Source organism: Pseudomonas sp. PDM21 (assembly GCF_014852505.2).
GTDB lineage: Bacteria > Pseudomonadota > Gammaproteobacteria > Pseudomonadales > Pseudomonadaceae > Pseudomonas.
In genome coordinates, this window is sequence record NZ_CM181223.1 from 2,751,273 (window position 1) to 2,777,243 (window position 25,971).

General features: G+C 66.8%; 22 protein-coding genes. 9 read left to right on the forward strand and 13 right to left on the reverse strand.

Translation table 11 applies throughout. The annotated features are described in order from the left end of the window. The first annotated feature begins 297 nt into the window (after positions 1-297). From IB275_RS12940 to IB275_RS12950, 3 genes are all read left to right on the forward strand, one after another. Positions 298-1,677: an APC family permease gene (locus IB275_RS12940; RefSeq protein ID WP_192295307.1), complete on the forward strand. Its 1,380-nt coding sequence runs from the start codon at positions 298-300 to the stop codon at positions 1,675-1,677. Positions 1,678-1,776: 99 nt separating this feature from the next. Then, positions 1,777-2,670, forward strand: a complete 894-nt coding sequence (locus IB275_RS12945) for a LysR family transcriptional regulator (protein WP_192295308.1) — start codon at positions 1,777-1,779, stop codon at positions 2,668-2,670. Positions 2,671-2,768: 98 nt separating this feature from the next. Then, complete coding sequence (locus IB275_RS12950) at positions 2,769-3,902, forward strand: M14 family metallopeptidase (RefSeq protein WP_192295309.1); 1,134 nt, start codon at positions 2,769-2,771, stop codon at positions 3,900-3,902. Here IB275_RS12950 and IB275_RS12955 read toward each other — a convergent pair. The 9 genes from IB275_RS12955 to IB275_RS12995 all read right to left on the reverse strand — a co-directional run bounded on the left by IB275_RS12955 (position 3,896) and on the right by IB275_RS12995 (position 14,547). Then, on the reverse strand, positions 3,896-6,289 hold the full coding sequence (locus IB275_RS12955; protein WP_192295310.1) for a TonB-dependent siderophore receptor: 2,394 nt from the start codon (positions 6,287-6,289) through the stop codon (positions 3,896-3,898). The genes IB275_RS12950 and IB275_RS12955 overlap by 7 nt on opposite strands. 75 nt (positions 6,290-6,364) lie before the next feature. Further along, positions 6,365-7,279 carry a FecR family protein gene (locus IB275_RS12960; RefSeq protein WP_081518412.1) on the reverse strand — a complete coding sequence of 305 codons (915 nt, stop codon included), beginning with the start codon at positions 7,277-7,279 and terminating at the stop codon, positions 6,365-6,367. Then, positions 7,276-7,788, reverse strand: coding sequence for an RNA polymerase sigma factor (locus IB275_RS12965; protein WP_081518411.1), 513 nt, complete (start codon positions 7,786-7,788; stop codon positions 7,276-7,278). The genes IB275_RS12960 and IB275_RS12965 overlap by 4 nt, the downstream gene beginning before the upstream one ends. A 257-nt stretch (positions 7,789-8,045) precedes the next feature. Next, the gene (locus tag IB275_RS12970) at positions 8,046-8,627 is read right to left on the reverse strand and encodes a DUF3237 domain-containing protein (RefSeq protein ID WP_081518410.1); all 582 of its coding nucleotides are present in this window, start codon (positions 8,625-8,627) and stop codon (positions 8,046-8,048) included. A 58-nt stretch (positions 8,628-8,685) separates the two neighbouring features. Next, complete coding sequence (locus IB275_RS12975; RefSeq protein ID WP_192295311.1) at positions 8,686-10,557, reverse strand: CocE/NonD family hydrolase; 1,872 nt, start codon at positions 10,555-10,557, stop codon at positions 8,686-8,688. A gap of 61 nt (positions 10,558-10,618) precedes the next feature. After that, positions 10,619-11,443 (reverse strand): TorF family putative porin, encoded by an 825-nt coding sequence (locus IB275_RS12980; RefSeq protein WP_081518408.1) that lies wholly within the window; start codon positions 11,441-11,443, stop codon positions 10,619-10,621. Positions 11,444-11,685: 242 nt separating this feature from the next. Beyond that, positions 11,686-12,162: a DUF3237 domain-containing protein gene (locus IB275_RS12985; protein WP_081518407.1), complete on the reverse strand. Its 477-nt coding sequence runs from the start codon at positions 12,160-12,162 to the stop codon at positions 11,686-11,688. Next, positions 12,155-13,270 (reverse strand): extracellular solute-binding protein, encoded by a 1,116-nt coding sequence (locus IB275_RS12990; RefSeq protein WP_168190515.1) that lies wholly within the window; start codon positions 13,268-13,270, stop codon positions 12,155-12,157. Before IB275_RS12990 ends, IB275_RS12985 begins: the two co-directional genes overlap by 8 nt. A gap of 44 nt (positions 13,271-13,314) precedes the next feature. Next, positions 13,315-14,547, reverse strand: coding sequence for a serine hydrolase domain-containing protein (locus IB275_RS12995; protein ID WP_192295312.1), 1,233 nt, complete (start codon positions 14,545-14,547; stop codon positions 13,315-13,317). A gap of 153 nt (positions 14,548-14,700) precedes the next feature. Between IB275_RS12995 and IB275_RS13000 the strand changes: the two genes are divergently transcribed. From IB275_RS13000 to IB275_RS13020, 5 genes are all read left to right on the forward strand, one after another. Further along, positions 14,701-15,303, forward strand: a complete 603-nt coding sequence (locus IB275_RS13000) for a TetR/AcrR family transcriptional regulator (protein ID WP_081518404.1) — start codon at positions 14,701-14,703, stop codon at positions 15,301-15,303. Positions 15,304-15,381: 78 nt separating this feature from the next. Next, positions 15,382-15,813: an acyl-CoA thioesterase gene (locus tag IB275_RS13005; RefSeq protein WP_081518403.1), complete on the forward strand. Its 432-nt coding sequence runs from the start codon at positions 15,382-15,384 to the stop codon at positions 15,811-15,813. A 66-nt stretch (positions 15,814-15,879) separates the two neighbouring features. Further along, positions 15,880-16,710: a p-hydroxycinnamoyl CoA hydratase/lyase gene (locus IB275_RS13010; protein WP_081518402.1), complete on the forward strand. Its 831-nt coding sequence runs from the start codon at positions 15,880-15,882 to the stop codon at positions 16,708-16,710. A 56-nt stretch (positions 16,711-16,766) separates the two neighbouring features. Beyond that, on the forward strand, positions 16,767-18,218 hold the full coding sequence (locus IB275_RS13015) for an aldehyde dehydrogenase (protein WP_081518401.1): 1,452 nt from the start codon (positions 16,767-16,769) through the stop codon (positions 18,216-18,218). Positions 18,219-18,334: 116 nt separating this feature from the next. Beyond that, entirely contained in the window at positions 18,335-20,191 is a 1,857-nt protein-coding gene (locus tag IB275_RS13020; protein WP_192295313.1) for a feruloyl-CoA synthase, read from the forward strand. Between the two features lie 103 nt (positions 20,192-20,294). On the opposite strand, the gene IB275_RS13025 is transcribed toward IB275_RS13020, so the two are convergent. From IB275_RS13025 to IB275_RS13040, 4 genes are all read right to left on the reverse strand, one after another. Next, positions 20,295-21,548 carry a thiolase family protein gene (locus IB275_RS13025; protein WP_192295314.1) on the reverse strand — a complete coding sequence of 418 codons (1,254 nt, stop codon included), beginning with the start codon at positions 21,546-21,548 and terminating at the stop codon, positions 20,295-20,297. Between the two features lie 50 nt (positions 21,549-21,598). Continuing rightward, positions 21,599-22,813, reverse strand: coding sequence for a 3-(3-hydroxy-phenyl)propionate transporter MhpT (mhpT, locus tag IB275_RS13030; protein ID WP_192295315.1), 1,215 nt, complete (start codon positions 22,811-22,813; stop codon positions 21,599-21,601). A 169-nt stretch (positions 22,814-22,982) separates the two neighbouring features. Then, a complete protein-coding gene (locus IB275_RS13035; protein ID WP_081518397.1) occupies positions 22,983-23,465 on the reverse strand; it encodes a MarR family winged helix-turn-helix transcriptional regulator in 483 nt (160 codons plus the stop codon). A 71-nt stretch (positions 23,466-23,536) separates the two neighbouring features. Next, on the reverse strand, positions 23,537-24,445 hold the full coding sequence (locus IB275_RS13040) for a LysR substrate-binding domain-containing protein (RefSeq protein ID WP_192295316.1): 909 nt from the start codon (positions 24,443-24,445) through the stop codon (positions 23,537-23,539). A gap of 170 nt (positions 24,446-24,615) precedes the next feature. On the opposite strand from IB275_RS13040, the gene IB275_RS13045 reads away from it, so the two are divergent. Then, entirely contained in the window at positions 24,616-25,914 is a 1,299-nt protein-coding gene (locus IB275_RS13045) for an NAD(P)/FAD-dependent oxidoreductase (protein ID WP_192295317.1), read from the forward strand. The last annotated feature ends 57 nt before the right edge of the window (positions 25,915-25,971 follow it).

Consider the following 25,971-nt stretch of genomic DNA (forward strand, 5'->3'; position numbering starts at 1 on the left):
CAACGAGTGGCGGCAGTGTTTTGCAGCGCAGACTTTCATCGACGACGCAGTGAACGGCGACTCTGGTTCTGCCACGCGGGAGGGCGTGCGTTCGGCGCAATGCCTCCCGGTTTTCCCGGCCCCGCAAACCTGCCGGGGCGCTCCGAACGACCTCCGCTGAATTCCTCCCGCAGCGGCTGCCCGAAGCTTCGCTCCGGCTGAATCGCCGGGCGCCCGTCCGCTGCCCAGGAAGCCTCGACCGGCATCACGCCGTTCCAGTCCAACGAGCGCCCGTCGCTCGCCGTCCATGAGTCAGCCATGAAAAAAACAACAAGCACGTCCGCTACTTCCTTGCCTGCCCATAAAACCCACGAACCGTCTGCACGGTCCTTCCGCAAATCGCTGGGCATCCCGGCGCTGGTGCTTTTCGGCCTGGCCTACATGGTGCCGCTGGCGGTGTTCACCACCTACGGCCTGGTCACCCGCATGAGCCAGGGCCACCTGCCGACGGCCTATCTCTTCACGCTCGCCGCGATGCTGCTGACCGCCTACAGCTACGGGCGCATGGTGCAGGCGCACCCTTATTCGGGCTCGGTCTACAGCTACACGCGCAAGACCTTCGGCGCAGCGTTCGGCTTCCTCGCCGGGTGGACGCTGCTGCTGGACTACATCTTCCTGCCGCTCTTGAGCTACCTGCTGATCGGCATCTACATGACCGACTATTTCCCCTCGGTGCCGCTGTCGGTATGGATTCTCGGATCCATCGTGCTGGTGACCCTGCTCAACCTCGTCGGCATCGAATCCATCACCCGCGTCAACTGGGTGCTGATCGTCGCGCAGATGGTCTTCGTGGTGGTATTCATCGCGCTGTCGCTGAGCCATCTGGGGGCCCAGGCAGAACCCGTGCCGCTGGTCCAGCCCTTCTATGACGAGCACTTCAGCCGGCCGCTGGTGATGTCCGGCGCGGCGGTGCTGTGCCTGTCGTTCCTCGGCTTCGACGCCGTGTCGACCATGGCCGAGGAGACCCCCGAACCGCGCCGGCAGATTCCCGCGGCGATCATGCTGGTGACCCTGATCGGCGGCGTGCTGTTCATCGTCATGGCCTACTTCGGCCAGCTGGTATTCCCCGAGTGGCAGGCGCTCACCGATGCCGACTCGGCTTCGCTGGACGTGCTGCGCCGCATCGGCGGCGAGTGGCTGGTGACCTTCTTCACCGCTACCTACGTGGCCGGCTGCTTCGCCTCGGCGATGGTGTCCCAGGCCAGCGTTTCCCGCGTGCTGTTCGCCATGGGCCGGGACGGTGCGCTGCCCCGCGTGTTCGGCAAGCTGGTGACGAAGAAGCGCGTGCCGGCCACGGCGATCCTGCTGATCAGCCTGCTGTCGCTGATCGCCCTGTTCGTCACCCTGGATACGGTCGCCAACATGATCAGCTTCGGCGCGCTGTTCGCCTTCTCTGCAGTGAACCTGGCCGTGATCAAGCACTATCTGGTCGACCAGCGCCTCACCGGCAAGGGCAACTACCTGCGCTACGGCGCGCTGCCGGCGGTGGGCTTCCTCAGCACCATCTGGCTCTGGTCGAGCCTGTCGGGGATGTCCTTCATGATCGGTTTTGCCTGGATGGGCCTGGGCCTCGTCTGTCTGGCCAGCGCCACGCGGATGTTCCAGCAGCCGCTGCCGGACCTGAACATGGCGGAGTGATCGACGGTCTGCACGAAGCCGGGCGTTGCCCGGCTTCTTTCATGCAGGCCCGATACTGGTTAAGGTGGCGCGACTTCGAGGAACTGGTCGGATCTCGCCATGAAACTGCATCAATTGCGCGCCCTGCGCACCATCGCCGAGAGCGGCAGCATCCAGGAAGCCTCGCGGCTGCTCGACGTCACCCAGCCGTCGCTGTCCAAGGCGGTGAAGGAGCTGGAAGGTGAGCTGGGTGTGCCGCTACTGGTCCGCTCCAATCGTGGGGTGACGGTCACGCCTTATGGCGAGCGGCTGGTGAGCATGGCCCGACTGGTCACCGAGGAAGTGCGCCGCGCGCGTGACGAGATCGATACCCTGAAGGGCGAGATGGCCGGCCGCGTGGCCATCGGCGTGTCGCCGGTGACGCCCAATCGCGCCTTCGCCAACTGCTTCCGGCGCTACCGCGAGCTGTACCCCAACGTGCAGCTGCAGATCTTCGAGCTGCGTTCGCTGCAGTTGTTCGAAGGGCTGAAGGAGGGCCGGCTGGACCTGGTGCTGACCACCCAGCCAGTGGCGGAGCAGGCCGACGGGCAGGTCTGGTGCGAGCTGGCGCCGCAACCCTCGGCGCTGGCGGTGCGCAAGGGCCATCCGCTGGCGGGGGCGCAATCGCTGCACGAGCTGCTCGACCTCGAATGGCTGCTCTCCGACCCGCTGGAAGTCGCCCTGGCCGGGCAGTTCTTCCGTGAACGGCAGGTGGCGCCACCCAAGCGCATCACCGAATGCTCCTCGTCGCTGCTCTACCTGGAGCTGGCGGCCAACACCGATGCGGTAAGTTTCTGGTCGCAGCGCATGCTCGGCCTGCCGATGGTGGCCCAGGTGCTGGAGCCCTTGCGGATCGCCGAGGCTACGCCGGTGGCGAGCATCTCGTTGGTCACCCGGCCGCAGGAGCTGATGACCCGCGAAGCCCAGTTGCTGGCCGAGGAAATGGTCGCCGCTTTCCGCGCGGAGCAGGCATAACCAGCCTCAATGCTCATGTGTAGAGATCATTACTCCGCGCTTTCGCGCTGATGCATCCTGCCGGCCGCCATCTGCCCCAGGAAACGGCCGGAGTTCCCATGAATGCATCGTCGTATTTCTCCCAGAGCTACGCCCAGGCGCGCGGCAAGTTCCTCGACGCCTGCGCGGCCGCCAGCCTGCTGGTGGAGTCCCACGTCCACCCGCTCACCGGGCGCGACGGCGAGACGCTGGCGGTGGACGTCGCCCGTGAAGGACCGCTGGATGCCAAACGCCTGCTGATCATCAGCAGCGGTTGCCATGGCGTCGAAGGCTTCTGCGGCTCGGGCGTGCAGAGCGCCCTGCTCGCCGATGCGGCATGGCGCGAGCACGCGCGCCGCAACGACTGCGCGGTGCTCTACCTGCATGCCGCCAACCCCTACGGGTTTTCCTGGTGGCGCCGCTGGACCCAGGAGAACGTCGACCTCAATCGCAACTTCCGTGACTTCACCCAGGCGGCGCCGCAGAACCCCGGCTACGCGCAGCTGGACCCGGTGCTCGCGCCGCGTCGCTGGCCCAGCCCGCTCGGGCGCCTGCGTCTGCTCGGCTACGCGCTGCGCCATGGCCGCTGGGAGTTGCAGAAGGCTATCTCATCCGGCCAGGCCAGCCATCCCGATGGGCTGTTCTTCTCCGGCTCGCAGCCGACGTGGAGCAACCGCACCGTGCGCGAAGTGCTGCGCCAGCATGGCCGGCAATGCCGCGAGATGGCCTGGATCGATGTGCACACCGGCCTCGGCCCGAGCGGCTACGGCGAGTACATCTACTCGGGAGATCCGCGCCCGGAAGCGCTGGTCCGTGCCCGCGCCTGGTGGGGCGACGAGGTGCGCTCGACGGAGGAGGGCAACAGCGTCTCGGTGAAGCTCAGCGGCAAGCTGGTGCATGCGGCGTTCGAGGAATGCCCGCAGGCGCTGCTGATTTCCATGAGCCTGGAGTTCGGCACCGTGCCCGGCCCGCAGGTGCTCGAAGCGCTGCGCGCGGACCAGTGGCTGCACCGCACGCCCGATGCGCCGGCGGCCAAGGTGCGGCGGATCAAGCAGCAGCTGCGCGATGCCTTCTACATCGACACGGACCAATGGAAGAGCGCGGTGCTGAGGCGCGCTCGGGACACGGCCTGGCGCGCGGTGGAAGGGTTGCGCAGTGAAGTTCCGGCGGAGTTGCGTTCCCACCCTGAAGGTGGGAACGCCAGCGCTCAATAGGTGCCGCGCAGGGTCAGCATCAGGTTGCGCGGCTCGCCGTAGAAGTTCGAACCCCAGGCACTGTCTACTCGCTCGTAGTACTTGCGGTCGAAGAGGTTGTTGGCGGTGAGCGTAGAGCTCAGGTGCTCGTTGAACCGGTAACCGAGCTGGGCGGTGGAGACCGCATAGCCGGGCTGCACGAAGTCGGTGTTGTTGCGGGTGTAGAGCGTCTCGCTGACCACGCGGGTGCCGCCGGCCACATGGAAGCCCTTCAGCGTGCCGTCGAGGAATTCGTACTTCGACCACAGGTTGAAGTTGTGCTTCGGCGTGATGGTGCTGAAGGTGTCGCCGGAGCTCAGGCCGTTGTTCGGATCGTCGTCCAGCAGGCGGGTCATGGTGAAGGCATAGCCGGTGACGATGCTCCAGTTGTCGGTCAGGTTGCCGGTCAGCTCGGCTTCCCAGCCCTGGCTGCGCACCTTGCCCTGCGCCTCGTAGGCGTTCACCGGGCTGCCGGACCACTGGGCGCGGTTCTCGTCGTAGATGCGGAACAGGGCGACCGAGGCATTCAGGCGGCCGTCCATCAGCTCCTGTTTCAGGCCGACTTCGTACTGCTTGCCCTTGTGCGGCGCGATCATCTTCTCGCCGCTGGCGTCCGTCTCGCTCTGCGGCTTGAACACGCTGGTGTAGCTGGCGTAGGCGGCCAGGGTCGGGGTGAGCTTGTAGATCAGCGCGCCGTAGGGAATGACCTTGGCGTTGGTCTGGGTCGAGGGCGAACCGAAGTTGTTGAAGAAGGTGTTGGCGTTCTTCGCATCGGCGTCGTACCAGGTCACGCGGGAGCCGAGGATCACGTCCAGCTCGTCGGTCACGCTGAGCTTGGTGCGGCCGTAGAGGCCGTATTGGCGGCTCTTGGTGTAGTTGAAGTTGGTGTGCGGCATGTCCAGGCGCGGCAGGTCGTTGGCGCCGTCGATGCCGATCGGTACCTCGTCGGCATAGCCATCGTTGTCCAGGTCCACCGAGCCATAGGTGAAGGCCTTGTCCAGGTGCTGGTACTCGCCGCCGAGGGTGAGTTCGTGGGTGCGGCCGGCCAGGCTGAAGGGCGTGGTGACGAAGCTGTCCAGGCCCAGCGTCTTGATCCGCTCGTAGTACGAATAACGTGCCGCGTCGGCGGTCTGGGTATCGGGATTGACCACCCAGGTGGTCCAGCTGAATTCGCGCTGGGGCAGGCGTGCGTCGCGATAGGTCAGTGAGGTCTTCCACTGGCCACCGTTGTCAAGGGTGTGGTCGAGCTCGGAGAAGGCCTCCCAGGTCTCTTCCTTCATGCGGTTCCACTTCGCATCGACGTAGGTGGAGCGCGGCACGTCGAGCAGGGTGCCGTCGGCATAGGCCGGCAGGCCGAAGGCCGGAGTGGAATTGTTCTTCTGGTAGGCACCGCCCAGCGACAGGGTGGTGCTTGGGTCCAGGTCCATTTCCAGGCGCCCGTAGAACATCGGGCGTTCGTTCTGCACGTAGTCGACGAAGGACTTGTTGTGCTCATAGGCCATGACCGAGCGACCACGGATCGTGCCTTCGTCGTTCAGCGGACCGGTGACGTCGACCATGCTGCGGTAGCGGTCCCAGGAGCCGGCGGCCATTTCCCCGCTCAGGCCGAACGTTCCCAGCGCGCGCTTGCGCACCAGGTTGATGGTGCCGGCCGGCTCGCCGGACCCGGCGTACAGGCCACCCGGACCACGCAGCACTTCGACGCGGTCGTACATGGCCAGGTCGAAGCTGGTTGCCATGTCGCCCTGGCCGGTGATCTGCGACACCCCGTCGACCTGCACCTGATCGACCAGGAAGCCGCGCATGTACACGTCGTTGAGGCTGGAGCCGGTGTTGTAGGTCTTCACCGTGGCGCCGGTGACCTGACGCATCGCGTCCTGCAGGTTGTTCATGTTCTGGTCATCCATGCGCTGGCGCGTGATGACGGTGACCGACTGCGGGGTTTCCAGCAGCGACTGCTCGCCCTTGCCGATGGTGATGGCCCGGGTGGCATAGGAGTGCGAGCCTTCGGTGGTTGAGCCCAGGCTGCGACCGCTGACGGTAGTGGAGGAGAGGTCCAGTACGTCGGAGGAACCGCGGCGGACGATCAGCCATGCACCGCCCTGCTGACGGACGCCCAGGCCTGAGCCAGCGAGCAATTCGTCCAGTGCGCTGCTGAATTCGTAGTCGCCCTTGATGGCGGGGGCGGTGCGCTCCGCCACCAACTGGTCATCCATCGCCAGGGTCACGCCGGCGAGGTTCGCCAGTTGCTTGAGCGACGTCGCCAGGGACTGCCGGGGAAGGTCCAGCGCTACCGGCGCGGCGAACGCATTGAGGGAGATTGCCAGGGCGCTGGAGACCGCCAGGGACTTGAGGGAAATGGGCTTCATGGAAAAGCTCGTCAGGGACTGGGATAACCAATGACGGAGCTGCGCGAAGAAACCCCTACCTGGTGCGGATGAAAATCAGCGAGGAAGTAGCAGCGTGGCGCCGCCGCTTTGCTCGATGCGGATATCGGCCAGCTCGGGCAGCAAGGCGAGGAAGCTCTCCACATCGGCCAACTGGACCACCGCAGTGATCGATTGCGTGGCCGGCTGCAGTGCCTTCACCGGTGTTTCCCGGTAGCGCGACAGCGTGATGGCGATCTCGCCCAGGCTGGCTCGCTCGAACTGCAGATTGCCTTTGGCGAAGCTGAAGGCACTGATGGCCGAACGCTGCAGGGGATGCAGTTTTCCCCCAGCATCGAGCTCACCCACCTGGTCACGCTCGAGCACCATGCGCTGGCCGGCACTGGAGAACTCGACCCGTCCCTCGGCGACGCTGACGCGCACCTGCGGCTCCAGCCGCTCGACGACGAATCGCGTGCCGAGTACGCGTACCTGGGCGGCGCCGGCATCGACCACGAAGGGGCGCGAGGGGGCATGCTGCACGCTGAATATCGCGCGGCCTCGCAGCAGGAAAACCTGGCGGGTCGATTCGCTGAACAGGACATGTAGCCGGGTGTCGGCGTCGAGGAAGACGTCGCTGCCATCCTCCAGCGTGATGTGGCGTTGCTCGCCGATGCCGGTCATCAGCATCTGTTCACCCTGGCGGCTGCGCATCGACACCAGCCAACCGGCGGCGACGGCCAGCAGCAGGCCGCCCATTGCACCGTTGCGCACGAAGCGCCGGCGGCTCAGGTTCTCCATGGCGCCGGCCAGTGCCTGGGTTTGCGGGGTGCTCGAGAAGTTGCCCCAGAGCTCGCTGAAGGCCTGGTACTCACGGGCGTTCTGCGGGTCGGCGGCAAGCCAGCGGGTGAAGGCCTGGCGCTCGGGATGGTCGCCGGGCAGGTCCAGCAGACGGGTGAACCAGCGCGCAGCCTGGTGTCGGCTGCTGGTCATGAGGCCAGTTGCTCGCGGGCATCGCGCAGATTCAGCAAGGCACGAACGAGGTGGCGCTCCACCATGGAAATATTGATGCCCAGCATGCGGGCGACTTCCACCTGGCGGTGACCTTCGATCCGCACCAGCCAGAAGACTTCCCGGCAGCGCGACGGCAGGCACTCGAGAATGCGCTGGATGGCTACCAGACGCTGCTGCAGATCGGCCAGGTGTTCGGCGGAAGGCGCGAACTCGGCATCCTCACGGGTATCCATCCAGGGCTCGAGGTCCCCCTCCGGCAGGGGGTAGAAGCGCGAGGCGTCACGGTAGTGATCGATCAGGACGGAATGTGCGACTCGCCGCAGGTAGGCATTGGGCTGGTCGATGGCGGTGCGTTGGCTGGCAAGGACGAAACGGATGAAGGCGTCGTGCAGCACGTCATAGGCGAGCTGCATGCATTGGGTCTTGCGGCTCAGGCCCAGCAGGAGGTCGGTATAGGCCCAGCGCAGATTGATTCCGTTCCATTCCATGCTGCAGGCCTCATCAACCGTGGCTTCCAGTGTCTGGCGGCGGAGTCTACTGATTCATCCTGAGGCTGTAAATGCAATTGATTAGCATTTGATGTGATCGCGGCGAGCGGTCTGTGTCTCGCACCCGGTTACTTCTGGCAGGCGCAGGGCTGAGTTGGCTGCGTCCGCAGTGACAGCGACCCCGCCCCTGGCGCAGGTCGGGATGGAAAATCGGGCGCAAGCCAAAGGAGCTGGGGAACGCTTGCGCCCTGGCGGCATCAGGCGCCGCCGACCTTGTAAACGCTGATCAGCACTTCATGTTCGCTGACGCCGTCGATGGTGCCGACGAACACGTAGTCGTTGAGCCAGGCGTGGGCGCCGGGCTGGGTCCTGAACCTGGGCGAGGTGCGGCAGTAGAAGTCGCTTTCCTTCATATCGCGCAACTCCAGGCCCTTGGCCTTTTTCGCCAGTCCCGATTCGTTGAGGCGCCAGATGCCGCCGTTGTCGATGATGATGATCTGGCCGTCGTCGGTCTTCAGGCGGTACAGCGCGTTGATCAGCGTTACGCCGTCCTCGCGGGTCACCGACATGTCGGCGCCGCCGGGCACCACGCTGCCCTGCATACCCTGGCCGTTGAAGGTGCCGCCGATGATCGGGTAGTTGATGCGCTGGCCGTCCGGACCCTTGCCCATGTCCTCGCGCGGGCCGAGCTGGACGTCGATCTGCATGACCAGTTCGTGGGTCAGTCGATTGGGGATCTTTTCCTTGAGCTCGGCGGCCTGGGCGAGGGGCAGGGCGACGGTCAGCACCGCCAGGAAGAGGGCTTTCTGCAGACGTGAAGCGGCGTGTCGAATGGTCATCGATTCGAATCCTTTACGTGAGTGGTGCCGCCCCCGCCGGGCAGGGGCGGCGTGTCAATCAGAAGGGCGGGAAGGACGACAGCGGGTCATGTCGGCAGGGCTGCTTGAGCAGCGTGCCGCACTGGGGCAGGTCTTCCGGGATCTTCACGCCGCTCAGCTCGCCCAGGACCAGGCGCGAGGGATGCTGGGCGTCGTGGTAGACGCTGTTGCGGCTGGCCAGCGAGTAGTAGACGAAGCCGTAGCCGCCGGTGTTGGACGGGGCGTCGATCCAGATGCGCAGCTTCGAGCCCTTGCGGAACGGGTGGGAGAACGGTGGGATCTCCACCCGGCCCAGCGCCGGCACGTTGGGCAGCATCGGCTGGATGCCGTCCGGGTCGTTGAGTTGCTGCGGGCGCAGTTCGCTGGACTTGCTCTCGTCCAGCTGGCGGTTGGACATGCGCAGCCAGCCGCGCTGGACGAAGACTTCCTGCTCGTCCGGGCGGACCTCGGTGATGGTCACCTGCAGGTCGGTATCCGGGGCGAGGAAGGTGGACAGCCAGATGTCCGCGCTGGCGCTGCCATAGCTGAGGAAATCGCGCTCGAACTCGTCGCTGGTATAGGCAACGCTGCCTTGCTTCCACAGCGGGTGCTGCCAGCCCCAGGCGTGGTCCTTGAGGTAGGTGTTCACCTCCGGGCCGGGGATCGGGTAGATATACGCATCCGGCGCACCGGTTCCTTTGCCACCCTCGATCAGCTTGCCGTCTTCGCTCAGGGCGAAGCTCACCGGTTTCACCGGCAGCGGGTAGTGGTCACGGGCGATGCTCCAGCCCGGACGCGCGGTCTCGTTGGGCTGGTGACGACCTTCGCGGTCGTCGGCGACGGTTTCCTGCCAGATTTCCAGGTGTTTGCTCTGTTCGAAGCCGTTCTGCTCGCCCTTCACGAAGTGGTCGAGGAAGGGGTAGAGCTTCTCCTGGCGGAAGCGCTCGGACTCATACAGGTTGTGCCCGCCGCTGGTCTGCAGCATCCACAGCTGCTTCGGGTCCAGGCGTTCCTGGTAGAAGCCTTCGCGCGCCAGTACGGCCTCGTCCTGCCAGGCCTGCATGGACAGCACCGGGACCTGCACCAGCTGCGCACGGTCGCGCGGTGCGCGCTGCTTCATCCACTCGTCATGCTGGGGGTGGCGGATCAGGTTGTACATCAGCGAGGACTTGACCACCTTGGCCTTGTTTTCCTCGACCTGCGCCAGGCAGCGCTGGTCACCTTCGCTCTGCGCGCTGGCCTTTACCGCGTCCCAGCGCATGTCGACGAACCAGTGCCACGACGTGGTGAAGCCCTGGTTGGGGACGCCGCCGAGGGACCAGCTGTCGGTGTAGGCGTCACCCAGGATCATGCCGGGGGCGATGGCCTTGAGGCCCTGTGGGCGCTCCGAGGCGGTCATCAGTTGCGACATGCCCGCCCAGGACCAGCCGAACATGCCGACGCTGCCGTTGGACCAGTTCTGCCGCGCGGCGAATTCCACGGCGCTGCGGCCGTCGGTGCCGTATTCCGGGCCGAGGAAATCGAAGGTGCCCTGGGAGCATCCGGTGCCGCGGGCCTGTACGCCCATCACGGCGTAGCCACGCTCGACCAGGTCCTTGTCCATGGCGACCGAGAAGGTCTCGTTGTCGGCCAGGTAGGCCGAGCCGCCGATGCTGCCGGAGTCGTAGCCGCTGTAGCGGACCAGCACCGGGAACTTGCCGTCGCCCTTGGGCAGCAGCACGGAGTAGCGCAGTTCGGTGCCGTCGGCGGTCTTGATGTAGCCGGTCAGGCGTTTGCCCCAGAAGGGCTGGAAACTGCGGTCCGACGGTGGCGGGCCGTCGCCCATGGGCGGCTGGGTGCTGCAGCCGGCCACCAGCAGGGCCAGGCTCAGGACGCCCAGGCTCAGGGGGCGTACGAGGGCTTTCTTGTACATGTCTAACCTCGGATCGTGGTTCGCGTCGGGGCGTGCCGTGGCACGCCGGGTTCAGTCGGGTTCAGAAGCGCTTGCTGGCGGAGAAGACTACGGTGGCCTGGCAGTCGCCGCCCTTGCCGAAGTTGTTCTTGCACTCGGCTTCGGAGAGATCGGTGTCGATGTAGGCGGCCTTCCACTCCAGGCCGTAGGCGCGTTTGATCAGTGCCACGCCCCAGTCGCTGTAGCCACTGCGGTAGTCGCCGCTGCCCGAGCGCCAGGCCTGTTCGTCCGACGTCCAGGTGTGGCCGTAGCGTACGTTGAGCTTGGTCTGCCAGGGCAGGTAGAAGTCGTACTCGGCCCAGCCGATGGTGCGCTCCTTCGGCCGCGTGGTGATGGCTGCGGTCCTGGGCAGCACGCCCCAGTCGATCAGCTGGTCCACCTGCTTCGCAGCGGCGGCGCGGGCGGGTGGGTTCTGCAGGTCGTCGGCGTATTTGATGCCGATGGTGGCGTTGCGGTAACCCAGGGTGCCGATCCACTCGCTGAAGTTGATCCAGCTGTCGCCGGGGTATTCGTAATTCACCCAGGTCAGCGAGAAACGCGTGTTCTCAGTGATCGGCCGGGCGATGCCGACGTAGTAGTCCCACTCGCGGTTGCTCTGGGTGCCCATCTCGACGTTGGTGGTGAAGACGCCGGCATACAGGCCGCTGATCTTGTGCACCAGGGTCGCGGAGGTCAGCAGGACGGGGCCTTCGTCCTGATCCAGGGACAGGCCGCCGACGCGGTAGTCGCTGGCCAGGCCGACGTTGACGTCGAGGAAGGTTTCCGGGGTCAGGTCGATCGCCTGGGCCTGCAGGGCCAGGGCCAGCAAGGCGATGCCGGACAGGCCCGATACGACGGGGTGGTTCATGGCTGGTTCTGCTCCGTTGTTGTGATTGAAATGGCAGAAGTAAGCGGTGCTCTGCTTTGTTGTTCTTGTGGGGAGCACCCGCGCGGTGGCGCTTTCTCCGGGCCGCACGAAGCCGCTGGCGCGAACGATACGGTTCGGCCCGGGAGCGTCGTGGTTGGGGAGGGGGTGACTCGGCGTCGCTTTTTTACGGGGTCACGCTCGGGTTTTCGGTTCTCCTGTTCGGGTGCCTTGTGTGGAATGGGTCAGTGGATACGGAAACACTCGATCTGTACGCGGTTGGCCGCCGGGTAGCTGACCTGCCCGACAAACAGGTGGCGACTCATCCAGGCGTAGCGCGCATCCTTGCTGTGAAAGCGCGGCGCGCAATGACAGCGGTAGTGCTGCGGGTCGATCGGCCAGTGTTGCGCGGCCAGTTGCACGCCGGCTTCGCTCAGCACCAGCAGGCCGGTGTTGTGCACCTCGATGAGCGTGCCGTCGTTGCACAGCAGGCTGTAGCGGGCGTCCAGTTCGCCGCAGCCGTCGTGGCGCTCCAGGTAGTAATCGGCGCCGCCGGGCGGGATGCATCCGGCGAAGCCTTTGCCATCCGGATTGCTGCCGGTGAAGCGGCCGCCCAGTATCGGATAGTCGATGCGCCGGCCCTGCGCGGTCGCACCGCGCAGCAGCTCGTCGCCGATCTCCACGTCCAGATGCAGCGTCGGGTGCAGTCCTGGTTCAGACACTGGAGCGAATCCGGTTCCAGATCCGCGTCAGCTGGCGCAGCGCCTGCTTGTGCGGCGGCTCGGCCTGGAACAGCAGGTGGCGCTGGTCATCGGGCACGAACAGGTCGTGGTCACCGAGCAGCTTCGGGTCCACCAGCGGCAGGCTCGCCGGAGTCGGGTTGGGATAGCCGATCTGGTTGGTGACCCGGGCGATCACCTCCGGGCGCAGCAGGAAGTCGATGAAGGCGTGGGCCTGGGCAACGTTCTTCGCCCCCTTGGGGATCACCATGTCGTCGGACCACATCAGCGTGCCCTGGCGCGGCAGGGCCAGGCGGATGTCGTTGCCGTTGTCCGCCGCGTGGGCCATGTTGCGCGCCGCGAGCATGCCGCCGGACCAGCCCAGGGCCACGCAGATGTCGCCGTTGGCGAGGTCCTGCGGGTACTTGGCGGAGTTGAAGTAGCGCACGTAGGGGCGGATCGACTGCAGCACCTTCTCGGCCCTGGCGTAGTCCTCGGGGTTGCTGCTGTTCGGGTCCAGGCCCAGGTAGTGCAGGACGATGGGGATGACCTCGTTGGCGCTGTCGAGGAAGGCCACGCCGCACTTGGACAGCCTGGCGATGTTCTCCGGCTTGAACAGCAGGTCGTAGTCGCGCATGTCACTGTCGCTGCCCAGGGCGGCGTCCACCTTCGCCTTGTTGAAGCCGATCAGCGTGGTGCCCCAGAGGTAGGGCACCGAATAGCGGCTGCCCGGGTCCAGGGGTTCGCGCTGGCGCATGAAGCTGGCGTCGAGGCCGGAAAAGTGCGGCAGGCTCTGGCGCTTGAGCGGCTCCAGGGCGCCGGCGGTGATCAGCTGCGGCACCTGGCTGCTGCTGGGGAAGGCCAGGTCGTAGCCGGCGGTGCCGGTGAGCAGGCGCGCCTCGAGGGTCTGCGGGCTGTCGAAGACGTCGTAGATGATCTCCACGCCGGTCTCGTCCCTGAACTGCTGCAGCACGTCCTTGGGCAGGTATTCGATCCAGTTGTAGATGCGTAGCTGGCCGCCCAGTTTTTCGGCTGTCTCCTGGGCATGGGTCCCGGCGGCGAGGCTGCCGAGCAGCAGGGCGGCGGCGCAGTTCTTCAGCAGGCGGTGCATGGTGGTCTTCCGTGTGAGCTGGGTTGGGCGCATGGCGTCGGGCCTCAGAGAGCAGCGGCGAGGGCGCGGATCAGGCGCAGGCTGTCGAGGTCCAGCACGCTCTCTGCTTCGGGAAGCGAGGACTGCTTGACGATTACCACCTGGCGCTCGAAGTCGATATACAGGGACTGGCCGTGGATGCCTACCGCCAGCAGCGCTTCGCCCGGATACACGTACCACTGGCTCTTGTAGGTGGCGCCGGGGCTCCACTGCGAGAACACCTCGTTGGCGGCGTAGATGGCCGGGTCGCCACCGGCCAGCACGGCCTCGATGGCCTTCCCGGAGAGCAGCTGGCGGCCGTTGGCGCGGCCGCCGCGCAGCACCATCTCGCCGTAGCGCGCCATGTCGCGCAGGGTCGCGTTGAAGCCAGCGCCGGCAACGTTGCGGCCCCAGGGGTCGGCGACGAAGAAACCGTCGCGTTCGCAGCCCAGGCCCTGCCACACATCGCGCAACTGCTCGGCGCAACTGCTCCCGTTGGCCCGCTCCATCACCCAGGCCAGCGCCTCGGTGGTGGCGGTCACATAGTGGAAGAAGCCGCCGTGCTCGCCGCTCTTGCGGGTGGCGGGGAGGTATTCGTAGAGCGAACCGAAAGCCTGCACGCCGAGCGGCGGCGGGGTCAGGCCGCAGGCGTAGCCGAACTGCGAGCTGCCGGATGCGGGGTCGTCGTAAACCTCCTGGTAATCGATGGCCACGGCCATGTCGAGCAGCTGGCGCACGGTCGCGTCGCCGAAGGCGCTGCCGCGCAGTTCGGGCACGTAGTCCAGCGCCAGGCGACGATCGTCGAGGCGGCCGTCTTCCACCAACTCCTGGGCCAGCAGGCCGACCAGCGACTTGGTGACCGAGAACATGATGTGTCGTTTGTGCGCTTCGTGGCCGTTGAAATAGCGCTCCTGCACGACCTCGCCGTCCTTCATCACCAGCCAGCCATCGGTGCAGGTGGCCTGCAGATGTTCCTCCAGGCTTACACGGCGGCCGCTGGCGCCTTCGAAGTGGAAGTCATCGAGGCGTACCGCGCCGCGCTGCAACGCAGAGGGTGCCTGATCCCCGCGCTCCACACTGACGCTCGGGCGGATGCGCCCCAGGTTGTGGAAGGCCCAGCGGTTGTACGGCGGGCGCATGAAGTTGTGCCAGGTGACGAGTTGCTCCGGCGCCGGCGGAAAGCCCTGCATCAGCGTGGGTTGCGCAGGATCGGCGGCGGCGTAGGCGCTGGCCAGTGCCTGGTCGAGTTCGGCGGTCATGGACTGATCTCTTGTTGTCGTGGTGCGGTGTGGTGGTACAAGTTTTTATCGATGTAAAAACTTATAGTCAAATAAAATATTTGATCGGAATTGAAAATATCTTAGAATCAGCCACTTGCAGCGTGACGGTCACCGACAGAGGGAGGAGGGCAGTTGAGCGGATTGCGGGAAAGGCAGAAGGAACAGCGGCGCGATGCGATCACCGCAGCGGCGCTGGCGCTGTTCGAGGCACAGGGATTCGCGGCCACTACCGTGGAGCAGATCGCCGGTCAGGCCGGGGTGTCGACGCCTACGGTGTTCAACTACTTCGGCAGCAAGCAGGACATCCTCCTGGCCGTTGTCGAGCGCGCCGACCGCCAGGCAGTGACCGAGGCCCGGCTGCAGATGCCGGCCTTCGACAATGCAGTGGACGCCATGTGCCACCTGGAGTCGCTGATCGTCCGCCACGAGCTGCAGGTGCTGCCGATCTCCATCTGGCGCGAACTGCCGCCGCTGGGGCTGATGGCCACGCGGCCGGAGGCGGTGGCCACGCTCAACGCCCATCTCGCCGGCGAGATCGCCGTGCTGCTGCGTGACTTGCAGGCGCGCGGCCTGCTCAGTGCGAAGGTGGACGTGGAGTTCGTCGCCTGGTTCCTCAATGACTACTCCTCGATGCTCTTCATGCGCCTGGTGCAGGACGAGAAGCCCGACCTCGCCGCCCACAGCGCACGGGTGCGCCAGCTGACCCAGACCCTGTTCGACGGCCTGGCACCCTGATTCGACGTTGACGCTGTCGTGACTCGTCCATATCGTTAATCGTGTTAATCAACTATCACGCGGAACGAGACTGAACATATGGCCAGCGTCATCCACCTCGAAGTCAGCTGGGGCGATTGCGACCCGGCGGGCATCGTCTTCTATCCGAACTATTTCGCCTACTTCAACCGTGCCACCGATGCCTTCTTCGGCGGCCTCGGCGTGCCCCTGGGCGAAGCCATGAAGCGCCACGGTATACTCGGCTGGCCGATGCTGGAAACCCGCTCGAAGTTCCTCAAGCCCAGTAGATTCGCTGATCTTCTGTCCATCGAAACCGACCTGGTGCGCCTCGGGCGCAGCAGTTTCGCGTTGCGCCACCGGCTGCGCGGCGCCGATGGCGAACTGCGTGTGGAAGGGCATGACGAGCGTGTCTGGGCGCGGGACGAAGCGGGCGTACTGCGCGCTGAACCGATTGCTCCCGCCGTCCGCGAACGGCTCATGGCGGTGTTGGCGGTTTGTGAAAATAGTTAATTGACATAACTATATTTCCCGCATAGCTTGTTTTCCACCAAGCACAACAAGAGCAAAAGGTGAGACATGAACAAGTACGAAGGCCGCTGGCAGACCGTCACCGTTGAAGTGGATGCCGGCATCGCCTGGGTCACCCTGAACCGTCCGGAGAAGCGCAACGCCATGAGCCCCACGCTCAACCGCGAGATGCGCGACGTACTGGAGACCGTCGAGCAGGACGCCGATGCCCGTGTGCTGGTGCTGACCGGCGCCGGCAGCGCGTGGACTGCGGGGATGGACCTCAAGGAGTACTTCCGCGAAGTGGACGCCGGTCCGGAAATCCTCCAGGAACGCATTCGTCGCGACGCCTCCGAATGGCAGTGGAAGCTGCTGCGCCTGTACTCCAAGCCGACCATCGCCATGGTCAACGGCTGGTGCTTCGGCGGTGGCTTCAGCCCGCTGGTGGCGTGCGACCTGGCCATCGCCGCGGACGAGGCGGTGTTCGGCCTGTCGGAAATCAACTGGGGCATCCCGCCGGGCAACCTGGTGAGCAAGGCCATGGCCGACACCGTGGGCCACCGCGAGTCGCTGTACTACATCATGACCGGCAAGACCTTCGACGGCCGCAAGGCAGCGCAGATGGGCCTGGTCAACCGCAGCGTGCCGCTGGCTGAATTGCGCGACGCGGTGCTGGAACTGGCCGCCGACCTGCTGGACAAGAACCCGGTGGTGCTGCGCGCGGCGAAGAACGGCTTCAAGCGTTGCCGTGAGCTGACCTGGGAGCAGAGCGAGGACTACCTTTACGCCAAGCTCGACCAGGCCCAGCTGCGTGATCCGGAGCATGGCCGCGAGCAGGGGCTCAAGCAGTTCCTCGATGACAAGAGCATCAAGCCGGGCCTGCAAGCCTACCGCCGCTGAGCAGCCGCCGCGGGGCCCGTGCCCCGCGGCCAGAACAACGACAAGAGGAACGCTGCATGAACCAAGTCTCGCTGTTGATCGGCGGCCGCGCCTTGCCGGCCAGCGATGGTCGCACCTTCACCCGGCTCGACCCGCTTAGCGGCACTCCCGCCAGCGTCGCTGCCGCTGCCACCGTCGAAGACGCCGATGCCGCCGTGGCGGCCGCCGCTGCGGCCTTCCCCGCCTGGTCGGCGCTCGGCCCCGGCGAGCGCCGCACGCGCCTACTGGAAGCCGCGCGGCTGATGGAGTCGCGCAGCGCCGAGTTCATCGCCGCGGGCGCACGGGAGACCGGCGCCATGGCCAACTGGTATGGCTTCAATGTGCACCTGGCGGCTGGCATCCTGCGCGAGGCCGCTGGCATGACCACGCAGATTCTCGGCGAGGTGATCCCGTCCGATGTGCCCGGCTCGCTGTCCATGGCCATGCGCCAACCGGCCGGCGTGGTGCTCGGCATCGCCCCCTGGAACGCCCCGGTGATCCTCGCCACGCGTGCCCTGGCAATGGCGCTGGCCTGTGGCAACACCGTGGTGCTCAAGGCTTCCGAGCAGTGCCCTGCGGTACACCGGCTGATCGGCCAGGTGCTGCACGACGCGGGACTGGGCGACGGCGTGGTCAACGTCCTGAGCAACGCCCCGGCAGACGCCGCCGTGCTGGTGGAAAGACTGATCGCTAACCCGGCGGTGAAGCGCGTCAACTTCACCGGCTCGACCCGCGTCGGCCGAGTCATCGGCGAGCTGTGTGCGCGCCATCTCAAGCCGGCGCTGCTGGAGCTGGGCGGCAAGGCGCCGCTGCTGGTGCTGGACGACGCCGACCTGGACGCAGCCGTCGAGGCAGCGGCATTCGGCGGCTACTTCAACCAGGGGCAGATCTGCATGTCCACCGAGCGGCTGATCGTCGACCGGAGCGTCGCCGACGACTTCGTCGCGCGCCTGGCGAAGAAGGCCGCCAGCCTGCGCGCCGGCCATCCCGCCGACCCGGCTTCGGTGCTCGGCAGCCTGGTGGACGGCGCATCCGCGTTGCGCATTCGCGGGCTGATCGACGATGCCGTGGAGAAGGGCGCACGCCTGCTCTGCGGTGGCGACTTCGAAGGCGCGGTGATGCAACCGGCGCTGCTCGATGGCGTGACCGCGCAGATGCGCCTGTATGCCGAGGAATCCTTCGGCCCGGTGCTCTCGGTAATTCGTGTGGACGGCGACGAAGAGGCCCTGCGGGTGGCCAACGACAGCGAGTATGGCCTGTCGGCGGCGATCTTCAGCCGTGACCAGGCGCGTGCGCTGAACCTGGCGCGGCGCGTCGAGTCGGGCATCTGCCACATCAACGGGCCGACCGTGCACGACGAGGCGCAGATTCCGTTCGGCGGGGTCAAGGCCAGCGGCTACGGCAGCTTCGGCTCCCGTGCCGCCATCGACCACTTCACCCAGTTGCGCTGGATCACCCTGCAGACCGCGCCGCGCCACTATCCCATCTGACCGGCTGATTCGGGCTGCGGATACCAATGCCCGGCAGGACGCTGGGCAGAACAAGAACAATATTCCCGCCACCGCTCCGTTGGGCGCGGTGGCGTGCCTTTACGGAAGACGCTCTCATGAATGTCGCATCCAACTCCCCTGTGGGCTACCGGCGGGTCGCCATCGGCCATCCGCAGGTAGAGGTCCGCCGCAAGGCTGACGGCACCCTCTACCTGCGTGCCCGCGAAGCCCTCGCGCCGCTGCCCGAACGCCTGCTGGAACGCCTGCAGCACTGGGCTGCCGAGCGCCCGCAACAGACTTTCGTTGCGGCCCGTGATGACGCTGGCCAGTGGCGCCGCATCAGCTATGCGCAGATGCTCGACAGCACCCGGCGCATCGCCCAGAACCTGCTGGCATACGGGCTTGGCCCGGAGCGGCCGCTGCTGATCCTCTCGGGCAACGACCTGGAACACCTGCAACTGGCCTTCGCCGCGATGTACGCCGGGATTCCCTATTGCCCGGTGTCGCCGGCCTATTCGCTGGTGTCCCAGGACTTCGCCAAGCTGCGCCACATCGTCCAGTTGCTGCAGCCGGGGCTGGTGTTCGCCGCCGATGCCGGGCCCTACGCCCGTGCTATCGAAGCGGTGCTGGATGCCGAACTGCCGCTGCTGTTCGGTCGCGGTGATGTGCCGGGAAGGCGTTGCCGTCCTTTCGCCGAGCTTCTGGACGCGGACGATTGCAGCGCGGCGGATGCCGCGTTCGCGGCCACCGAAAGCGAAACCATCGCCAAGTTCCTCTTCACCTCCGGTTCGACCAAGCTGCCCAAGGCGGTGCCGACCACCCAGCGCATGCTCTGCGCCAACCAGCAGATGCTGCTGCAGACCTTTCCCGAGTTCGGCCGGCAGCCGCCGGTGCTGGTGGACTGGCTGCCGTGGAACCACACCTTCGGTGGCAGCCACAACCTGGGGATCGCGCTGTACAACGGCGGCAGCTTCTACATCGACGGCGGCCGGCCAACGCCGCAGGGCTTTGCCGAGACCCTGCGCAACCTCAAGGACATCTCGCCGACGGCCTACCTCACCGTGCCGCGCGGCTGGGAGGAGCTGGCCAGTGCGCTGGAGCGTGACGCTGACCTGCGCGAGCGCTTCTTCGCCGATATCCGGCTGTTCTTCTTCGCCGCTGCCGGGCTGTCCCAGGACATCTGGGATCGCCTCGACCGACTGGCCGAAGCCCACTGTGGCGAGCGCATCCGCATGATGGCCGGCCTGGGCATGACCGAGGCCGCGCCGTCCTGCACCTTCACCACCGGGCCGCTGTCGGTGGCCGGTTATGTCGGCCTGCCGGCGCCCGGTTGCGAGGTCAAGCTGGTGCCGGTGGAGGGCAAGCTGGAAGCGCGCTATCGCGGGCCGAACCTGATGCGCGGCTACTGGCGCAACCCCGAGCAGAATGCCGAAGCCTTCGACGAGGAGGGTTACTACTGCTCCGGCGATGCGTTGCGTCTGGCGGATGAAAGCAACCCGCAGCTGGGGCTGATGTTCGACGGCCGCCTGGCCGAGGACTTCAAGCTGTCTTCCGGGGTGTTCGTCAATGTCGGGCCGCTGCGTACCCGCGCTGTGCTGGCCGGGTCGCGCTATGTTCAGGACGTGGTGGTGCTGGCGCCGGACCGACCGGGCCTGGCGCTGCTGGTGTTTCCGCGTCTGGCCGAGTGTCGTTCGCTGTCCGGTCTGGGTCGGGAGGCCAGCGATGCCGAGGTGCTGGGCAGCGCGCGGGTGCGTGCTTGGTTCGCCGACTGGCTGGCGCAGCTCAACCTGCAGGCCACCGGCAACGCCAACTACTTCGGCTGGGTGGCGCTGCTGGACGAGGCGCCCTCGATCGACAAGGGTGAAATCACCGACAAGGGCTCGCTCAACCAGCGCGCGATCCTCGCTTCGCGTGCGGAGCTGATCGAGCATCTGTACCGCGGCGAAGACCCGAGGGCGATCAGCGCTTCCTGAGCCGGCGACAATCGAACGGGCCACCCTGTGCAAGCAGGGTGGCCCGTTGTCGTTTCGGGGAGAAAACCGCCGCGCCATGGGGCCCGACGGTTGGGGTTGCGGGTCAGTTGAACGCGGCGGGGCGCGGGTTTTCCAGCAGCACGGCCATACCCTGGCCACCGCCGATGCAGGCCGAGGCGATGCCGTAGCGCTGGCCGCTGGCGGCCATCTGGCGGGCCACGGTGTGTGCCAGGCGCAGGCCGGTAGCGGCCAGCGGATGGCCCAGGGCAATGGCGCCGCCGTGCCGGTTCAGGCGCTCGTCGTCCAGTTCCAGTTCGCGCTGCACGGCGAGCACCTGGGCGGCCTGGGCCTCGTTTATCTCGATGTGGCCGATCTGATCCAGGCGCAGCCCGCTGCCCTGCAGCAGGAGGCGAATCGCCGGGGCCGGGCCGATGCCCATCACCGCCGGGTCGACACCGATCACCGCTGCCGCGCGCAGGTGTGCCAGCACGGGGCGGCCCGCTGCGGCGCTGGTCGACATCAGCAATGCGGCCGCCGCGCCATCGACCACCGCGCAGCTGTTGCCGGCGGTCTGCACGCCTTCGGGATAGATCGCGCCCAGGCGCGCCAGGGCCTCGGCGGAGGTTTCGCGGATATGACTGTCCTGGGCGGCTTCAGCGTTGCGTCCGGACAGCTTCAAGTGGCGCGGCGCCAGGCCCGCCTGCTCGAAGGTCTGCTCGCGCACCTCCTCGATCTCCCCGGCGAACCAGCCGTCCGCCTGCGCCTGCAGGGCGCGCTGGAAGCTGCGCAGGGCGTAGGCGTCCACCTCCTCGCGGCGCAGGCCGTGGCGGCGAGCGAGGTTCTCGGCGGTCTGCATCATGCTCAGGCCGACGGCCGGGTCGAACAGGGCTTCCCAGAGGAAGTCCTTGAACTCCACCGGCTGGCCGAGGGCGAAACCGCCGCGATGGCTGTAGCTGGCGATGGGATTGCGCGACATGGATTCGCCGGCCACGCAGAGCACGCTGGTGGCCTGACCGCGCTGGATCTGCTCGGCGCCCTGGCGCAGCAGCTCAAGGGCGGTGCCGCAGATACGCTGCACGCCCAGCGCTGGCACCTGCTGCGGCACGCCGCAGTACAGGCCGATGTGGCGCGGCAGCATGTAGGCATCAAAGCTGGCCTGGGCCATGTTACCGGCCAGCACGCTGTCGATGTCGGTCGGGTCCACCGCGCTGCGGCGCAACAGGCTGCGCCCGGCGAAGATGCCCAGGTCGGTGGGTGAGACGGCGGCGAGGGCGCCGCGATAGTCGATCCAGGGAGTGCGTACGGCTTCGACGAGCAGGGCATCGTCGAAGGCGCTGAAAAGTCCGGGCAGGCTCATGGGGTTTCCTAGGGCAATGTGGCCCGTGGGCGCGCCCACGGGCGTGGGGGTTATTCGTGGGTCGGCCGGTGGCGCAGCAGCAGGATGATTCCCGCTGCGGCGATCAGTACGCCGGGCGCGGCGAGGCCCATCAGGCCGGCAGTGCCGCTGCCGCTGGCGAGCATCTGCCCGGCCAGCAACGGGCCTCCGATGGAGCCCAGGCGGCCGACGGCAACCGCCGAGCCGACGCCGGTGGCGCGGATGCCGGCGGGGTAAAACTGCGGCGCCAGGGCATAAAGCACCAGCTGCGCGGCCAGCACGAAGAAGCCGGCGGCGAAGCCCGCCAGCAGCATGCCGGCGAAGCCTTCGAAGGAACCCAGCGCGGCCAGGGTCAGCAGGATGCCGCCATAGATCAGCGCCACCAGCAGGGCCGGTCGCCAGCGATCCAGCAGCACGCCGGCCAGCACCGAGCCCAGCGCCATGCCCAGGTTCAGCAGCAGTTGTACGCTGCCGGCCTGGGGGCGGCTGAAGCCCTGGCCGATCAGCAGCGAGGGCAGCCAGTTGAGCAGCAGATAGACCACCATCAGGGTGAAGAAGCAGCTCAGCCACAGCAGCAGTGTCGGCACTGCCTGCCCGTTACCGAACAGGCCCTGTGCCATGCCCGTGCGTTGCCCCTCATCGACCTGATGCTGGTAAGCCGCCGATTCCGGCAGCCGCAAGTGGAGCAGCGGCGCTACCAACAAGGGCGCCCAGCCGCCAAGGTGGAACACCAGTTGCCAGCGCTCCGGCGTGGCGAACATGCCTGCCAGCGAGGCCAGCGCACCTCCCAGCGGCACGCCGCAATACATCAGGCTCACCGCCGTGGCCCGGCGGTCATTGCTGGCGGACTCGGAGGTGAGGGCGATCAGGTTGGGCAGCGCGGCGCCCAGCCCCAGGCCGGTCATGAAGCGCGCCAGCAGCAGGCTGTCGAGGTTCCAGCTCTGGGTGGTGAGTAGCGAGAACAGCCCGAACAGTGCGACGGCAACGGTCAGTACACGCTTGCGGCCGATGCGGTCGGCCAGCCAGCCGCCGGCGAAGGCGCCGGGCAAAAGGCCGAGGATGCTGGCGCTGAACACCCACCCGAGCTGCGCCTTGTCCAGCCCGAAGTGGGCGGCGATGCCCGGGCCGGCAATGCCCGCCGACTGGATGTCCATGCCCTCGAGCAGGGCGACGATGAAGCACAGCAGGATGGTGAGTGGTGTGGCGGCGCTCGGGCGCGCTGCGGAAGCGGGTGTGGTATCGCTCATGCCGGGGATGCTCTTCTAGTTGTTGTTCGGCGGAAACTAGTTAATGCAATTAACTAGTTTTGCGATGCTAGGAGGCTTGGCGACATTCGTCAACGGCACGCTCCGCCCTCCGGCAGGGCCGGTGAACGGAGTCGGGCAAATAGAGGCGGGGAGTAGAGTGCCGGCTGGATCAGTCGGCGCCGTGGATCTTCTGCAGCAGAGCGAGCAGCTGTTCGCGCTCGGACTCGGAGAGGCGGGAGGTGGCGGCGAAGTCGCTTTGCAGGGCGACTTCCTTGAGCTGCCTGAGCAGCGTTTCGCCGGCCTTGCTGAGGAACAGGCCGTAGGAGCGCTTGTCCGGCTTGCAGCGCACGCGCACCGCGAGGGCCAGGGTTTCCAGCTTGTTCAGCAGCGGCACCAGTTGCGGTGGCTCCACGCCCAGCGCGCGCGCCAGGTCGGCCTGCATCAGCCCCGGGTTGCTGTCGATTATGGCCAGGGCGGTGAACTGCGCCGGGCGCAGGTCGAACCTTGCCAGCTCGTCCACCAGGTGCTGGAAGACGATCAGCTGCGCACGACGCAGGGCGTAGCCGACGTAGTTGTCCAGCGGAGAGGCCGGCGCGACGGCGCCTGCGCCCTGATCTTCGTCGCCCTCGGGGGCGCGGCTCTTCTTCGTCATGGCAATAAGGTTTCTTCTGTTAACTAATTTGGGCGATTGTCGCACCACTTCTGCCGGCAGGCCAGAGCGCTTCAGTATTCCAGTTGATTGCGCTGCTCCTCGAACCAGTCGAGCACCGGCTGGCAGGCCGGGTGCGCGGCGCCGCTGTCGCGCAGCCAGAGGGCATAGCGGCCGCCAGTTTTCAGCGCCTCGCCGAAGGGCACGATGAGGTCGCCGCGCTGCAGGGCGTCGTGGGCCAGCAGGCGGTCGGTCATGGCGACGCCCAGTCCGCGGGTGGCGGCGTCCAGCGCGAGGTCGTCGAGGTTGAACAGCATGTGCTTCAACGAAGTCGGCGGCGGTGCGGCCTGGGCGCGCAGCCACTGCGGCCATTCAAGGCCGCCGCTGGAGGCGTGGATAAGCGGGTGGCGCGCCAGCTCTTCCAGCGAACGCGGCGGCGCCTGGCCGTCATCCAGGCGTGGGGCGCAGACCGGGATCAGGTATTCGTCATACAGCGGCATCAGCGTGCGGCCCTGCGGGTCGCTGCCGCTGGGCAGGTAGAGCACGTAGGCGTCGCAGTCGCCGCCGTCGTCCACCACTTCGCCGCCCACCGTCTCGATGGACAGGCATAGCTCCGGGTGCCGCGAGTAGAAGGAGCTCAGGCGCGGCAGCAGCCAGCGCACCGCCAGCGAAACGAAGATGCGGATGCGGAAGGGCCGCTCCGCCGAGGCCGGGGCGAGGCGCTCCTCCAGGCGCAGCAATTGCTGGAGCATGCCTTCGGCCACAGCATGCACCTCGCGGCCGGCGTCGGTCAGCGCCACCTTGCGGCTGGTGCGATCGAACAGCGGCACGCGGTAGTACTCCTCCAGTTGCTGCACCTGTCGGCTGATGGCGCTCTGGGTCAGGTGCAGCTGTTTCGCGGCGGCCGTAAAGCTGCCGGAGTCGGCGACCTGTACCAGGGCCTGCAGGGCCTGCAGGGAGGGAACGCGAAGCAGTTTGTCCATGACCCTTCCGTGCGCGATCTATGCGCCGATCTATGCGAGATGGGAATACCAGGATGAAAAATGAGCGTTGGTGCCTCCAGCGTAACTGCCCGTAGATTCTGGGCATGACGCGCCATCAGGGAAATCGCTTGGATACGCCCGGCGCATGGATTGTGAAGGAGTGCCGGGCAATGAACAATCACTGTGGCTGGATCGCCCTGGCGGGCGAGTTGCCCGCACGGCCGACGCTCAGCGGCACCGAGCGGGCGGACTGGCTGATCATCGGTGGCGGCATCACCGGATTGTCTGCTGCCCATGCACTGGCGGCGCGATTCCCGCAGCGGCGCGTGGTGTTGCTGGAGCGCCAGCGCATCGCCCAGGGCGCCTCGGCGCGCAATTCCGGGTTCGTCGTGGCCCATGAACTGCCTGCCGCCAGCGAACGCCTCGGGCAGCCCGGCCACGCCGCGTACCAGGTCGCCTCGCGCATCGGCATCGCAGCGGCGCAGGAAGTCCGCCAGCACATCGCCGCGCTGGGTATCGACTGTGAGCTTTTCGAAGACGGCTATCACTTCGCCGCCCACCAGCCCGAGCACCTGGGCGATGTCGACGGTATCCTCGCCACGCTGGCCTCGGTCGGCGCCAGCGCTCGCTACTACGAAGGTGCGGCGCTGGAGCAACGGCTCGGCAGTGGCTTCTATGCGCGGGCCATTCATTGCTCCGGCGGTAACGCGCTGTTGCAACCGGGGCGCTATGTGAAGGGCCTGGCGGAGAACCTGCCGGCGTCGGTGGAAGTCTTCGAGCAGAGCGGCGTGACCGACCTGCGCCGCAGCGGCCAGGGTTGGGTGGCGCGTACCGAGCAAGGCGAAGTGCATGCGCCACAGGTGCTGGTCTGTCTGGGCGCCTTCATCGCCCGCGCCGGTCTGCACGACAGCGGGGCCTTCCCGCTGGAACTGAGCGCCAGTATCACCCGCCCGCTGGACGAGCCGCGCTGGCAGTCGCTGTTCGGCGAGCGCCAGTGGGGCGTGCTCGCGCCGTTGCCCGGCGGCGGTACCGTGCGCCTGCTGCCGGGCCGCCGGCTGCTGATCCGCAACACCGTCGAATACCGTCATCGCGACCTCGACAACCACGCACTGGCCGAGCGCCGTCGCCGTCATCTGAGCGGTTTGCAGAAGCGTTTCCCCGGCATCATCGAAGCCGACATCGCCTACAGCTGGACCGGCCACCTCAGCGGCACCCGCTCTGGCGAGCCGTACTTCGCCCGCGTCGACCAGGGCTTGCACGCGGTGGCCGGCTGCAATGGCTCGGGCGTGGCGCGCGGCACCCTGTGGGGCCGCCTGCTGGTGGAAATGGCCGTGGGCGACAGCTCGTCCGTGCTGGCCGACGTGCTGGCGCAGGCAAGCCCCGGCTACCTGCCGCCCAGCCCGTTCTTCGATATCGGCGCCTCGCTGCGCATGGCCTGGGAAGTGCGCCGCGCACGCGCCGAGGCCTGATTCATCGCTTTACCCCCGCACGACAATCCATGAAGACCATCTCTAGAAAACTATCGC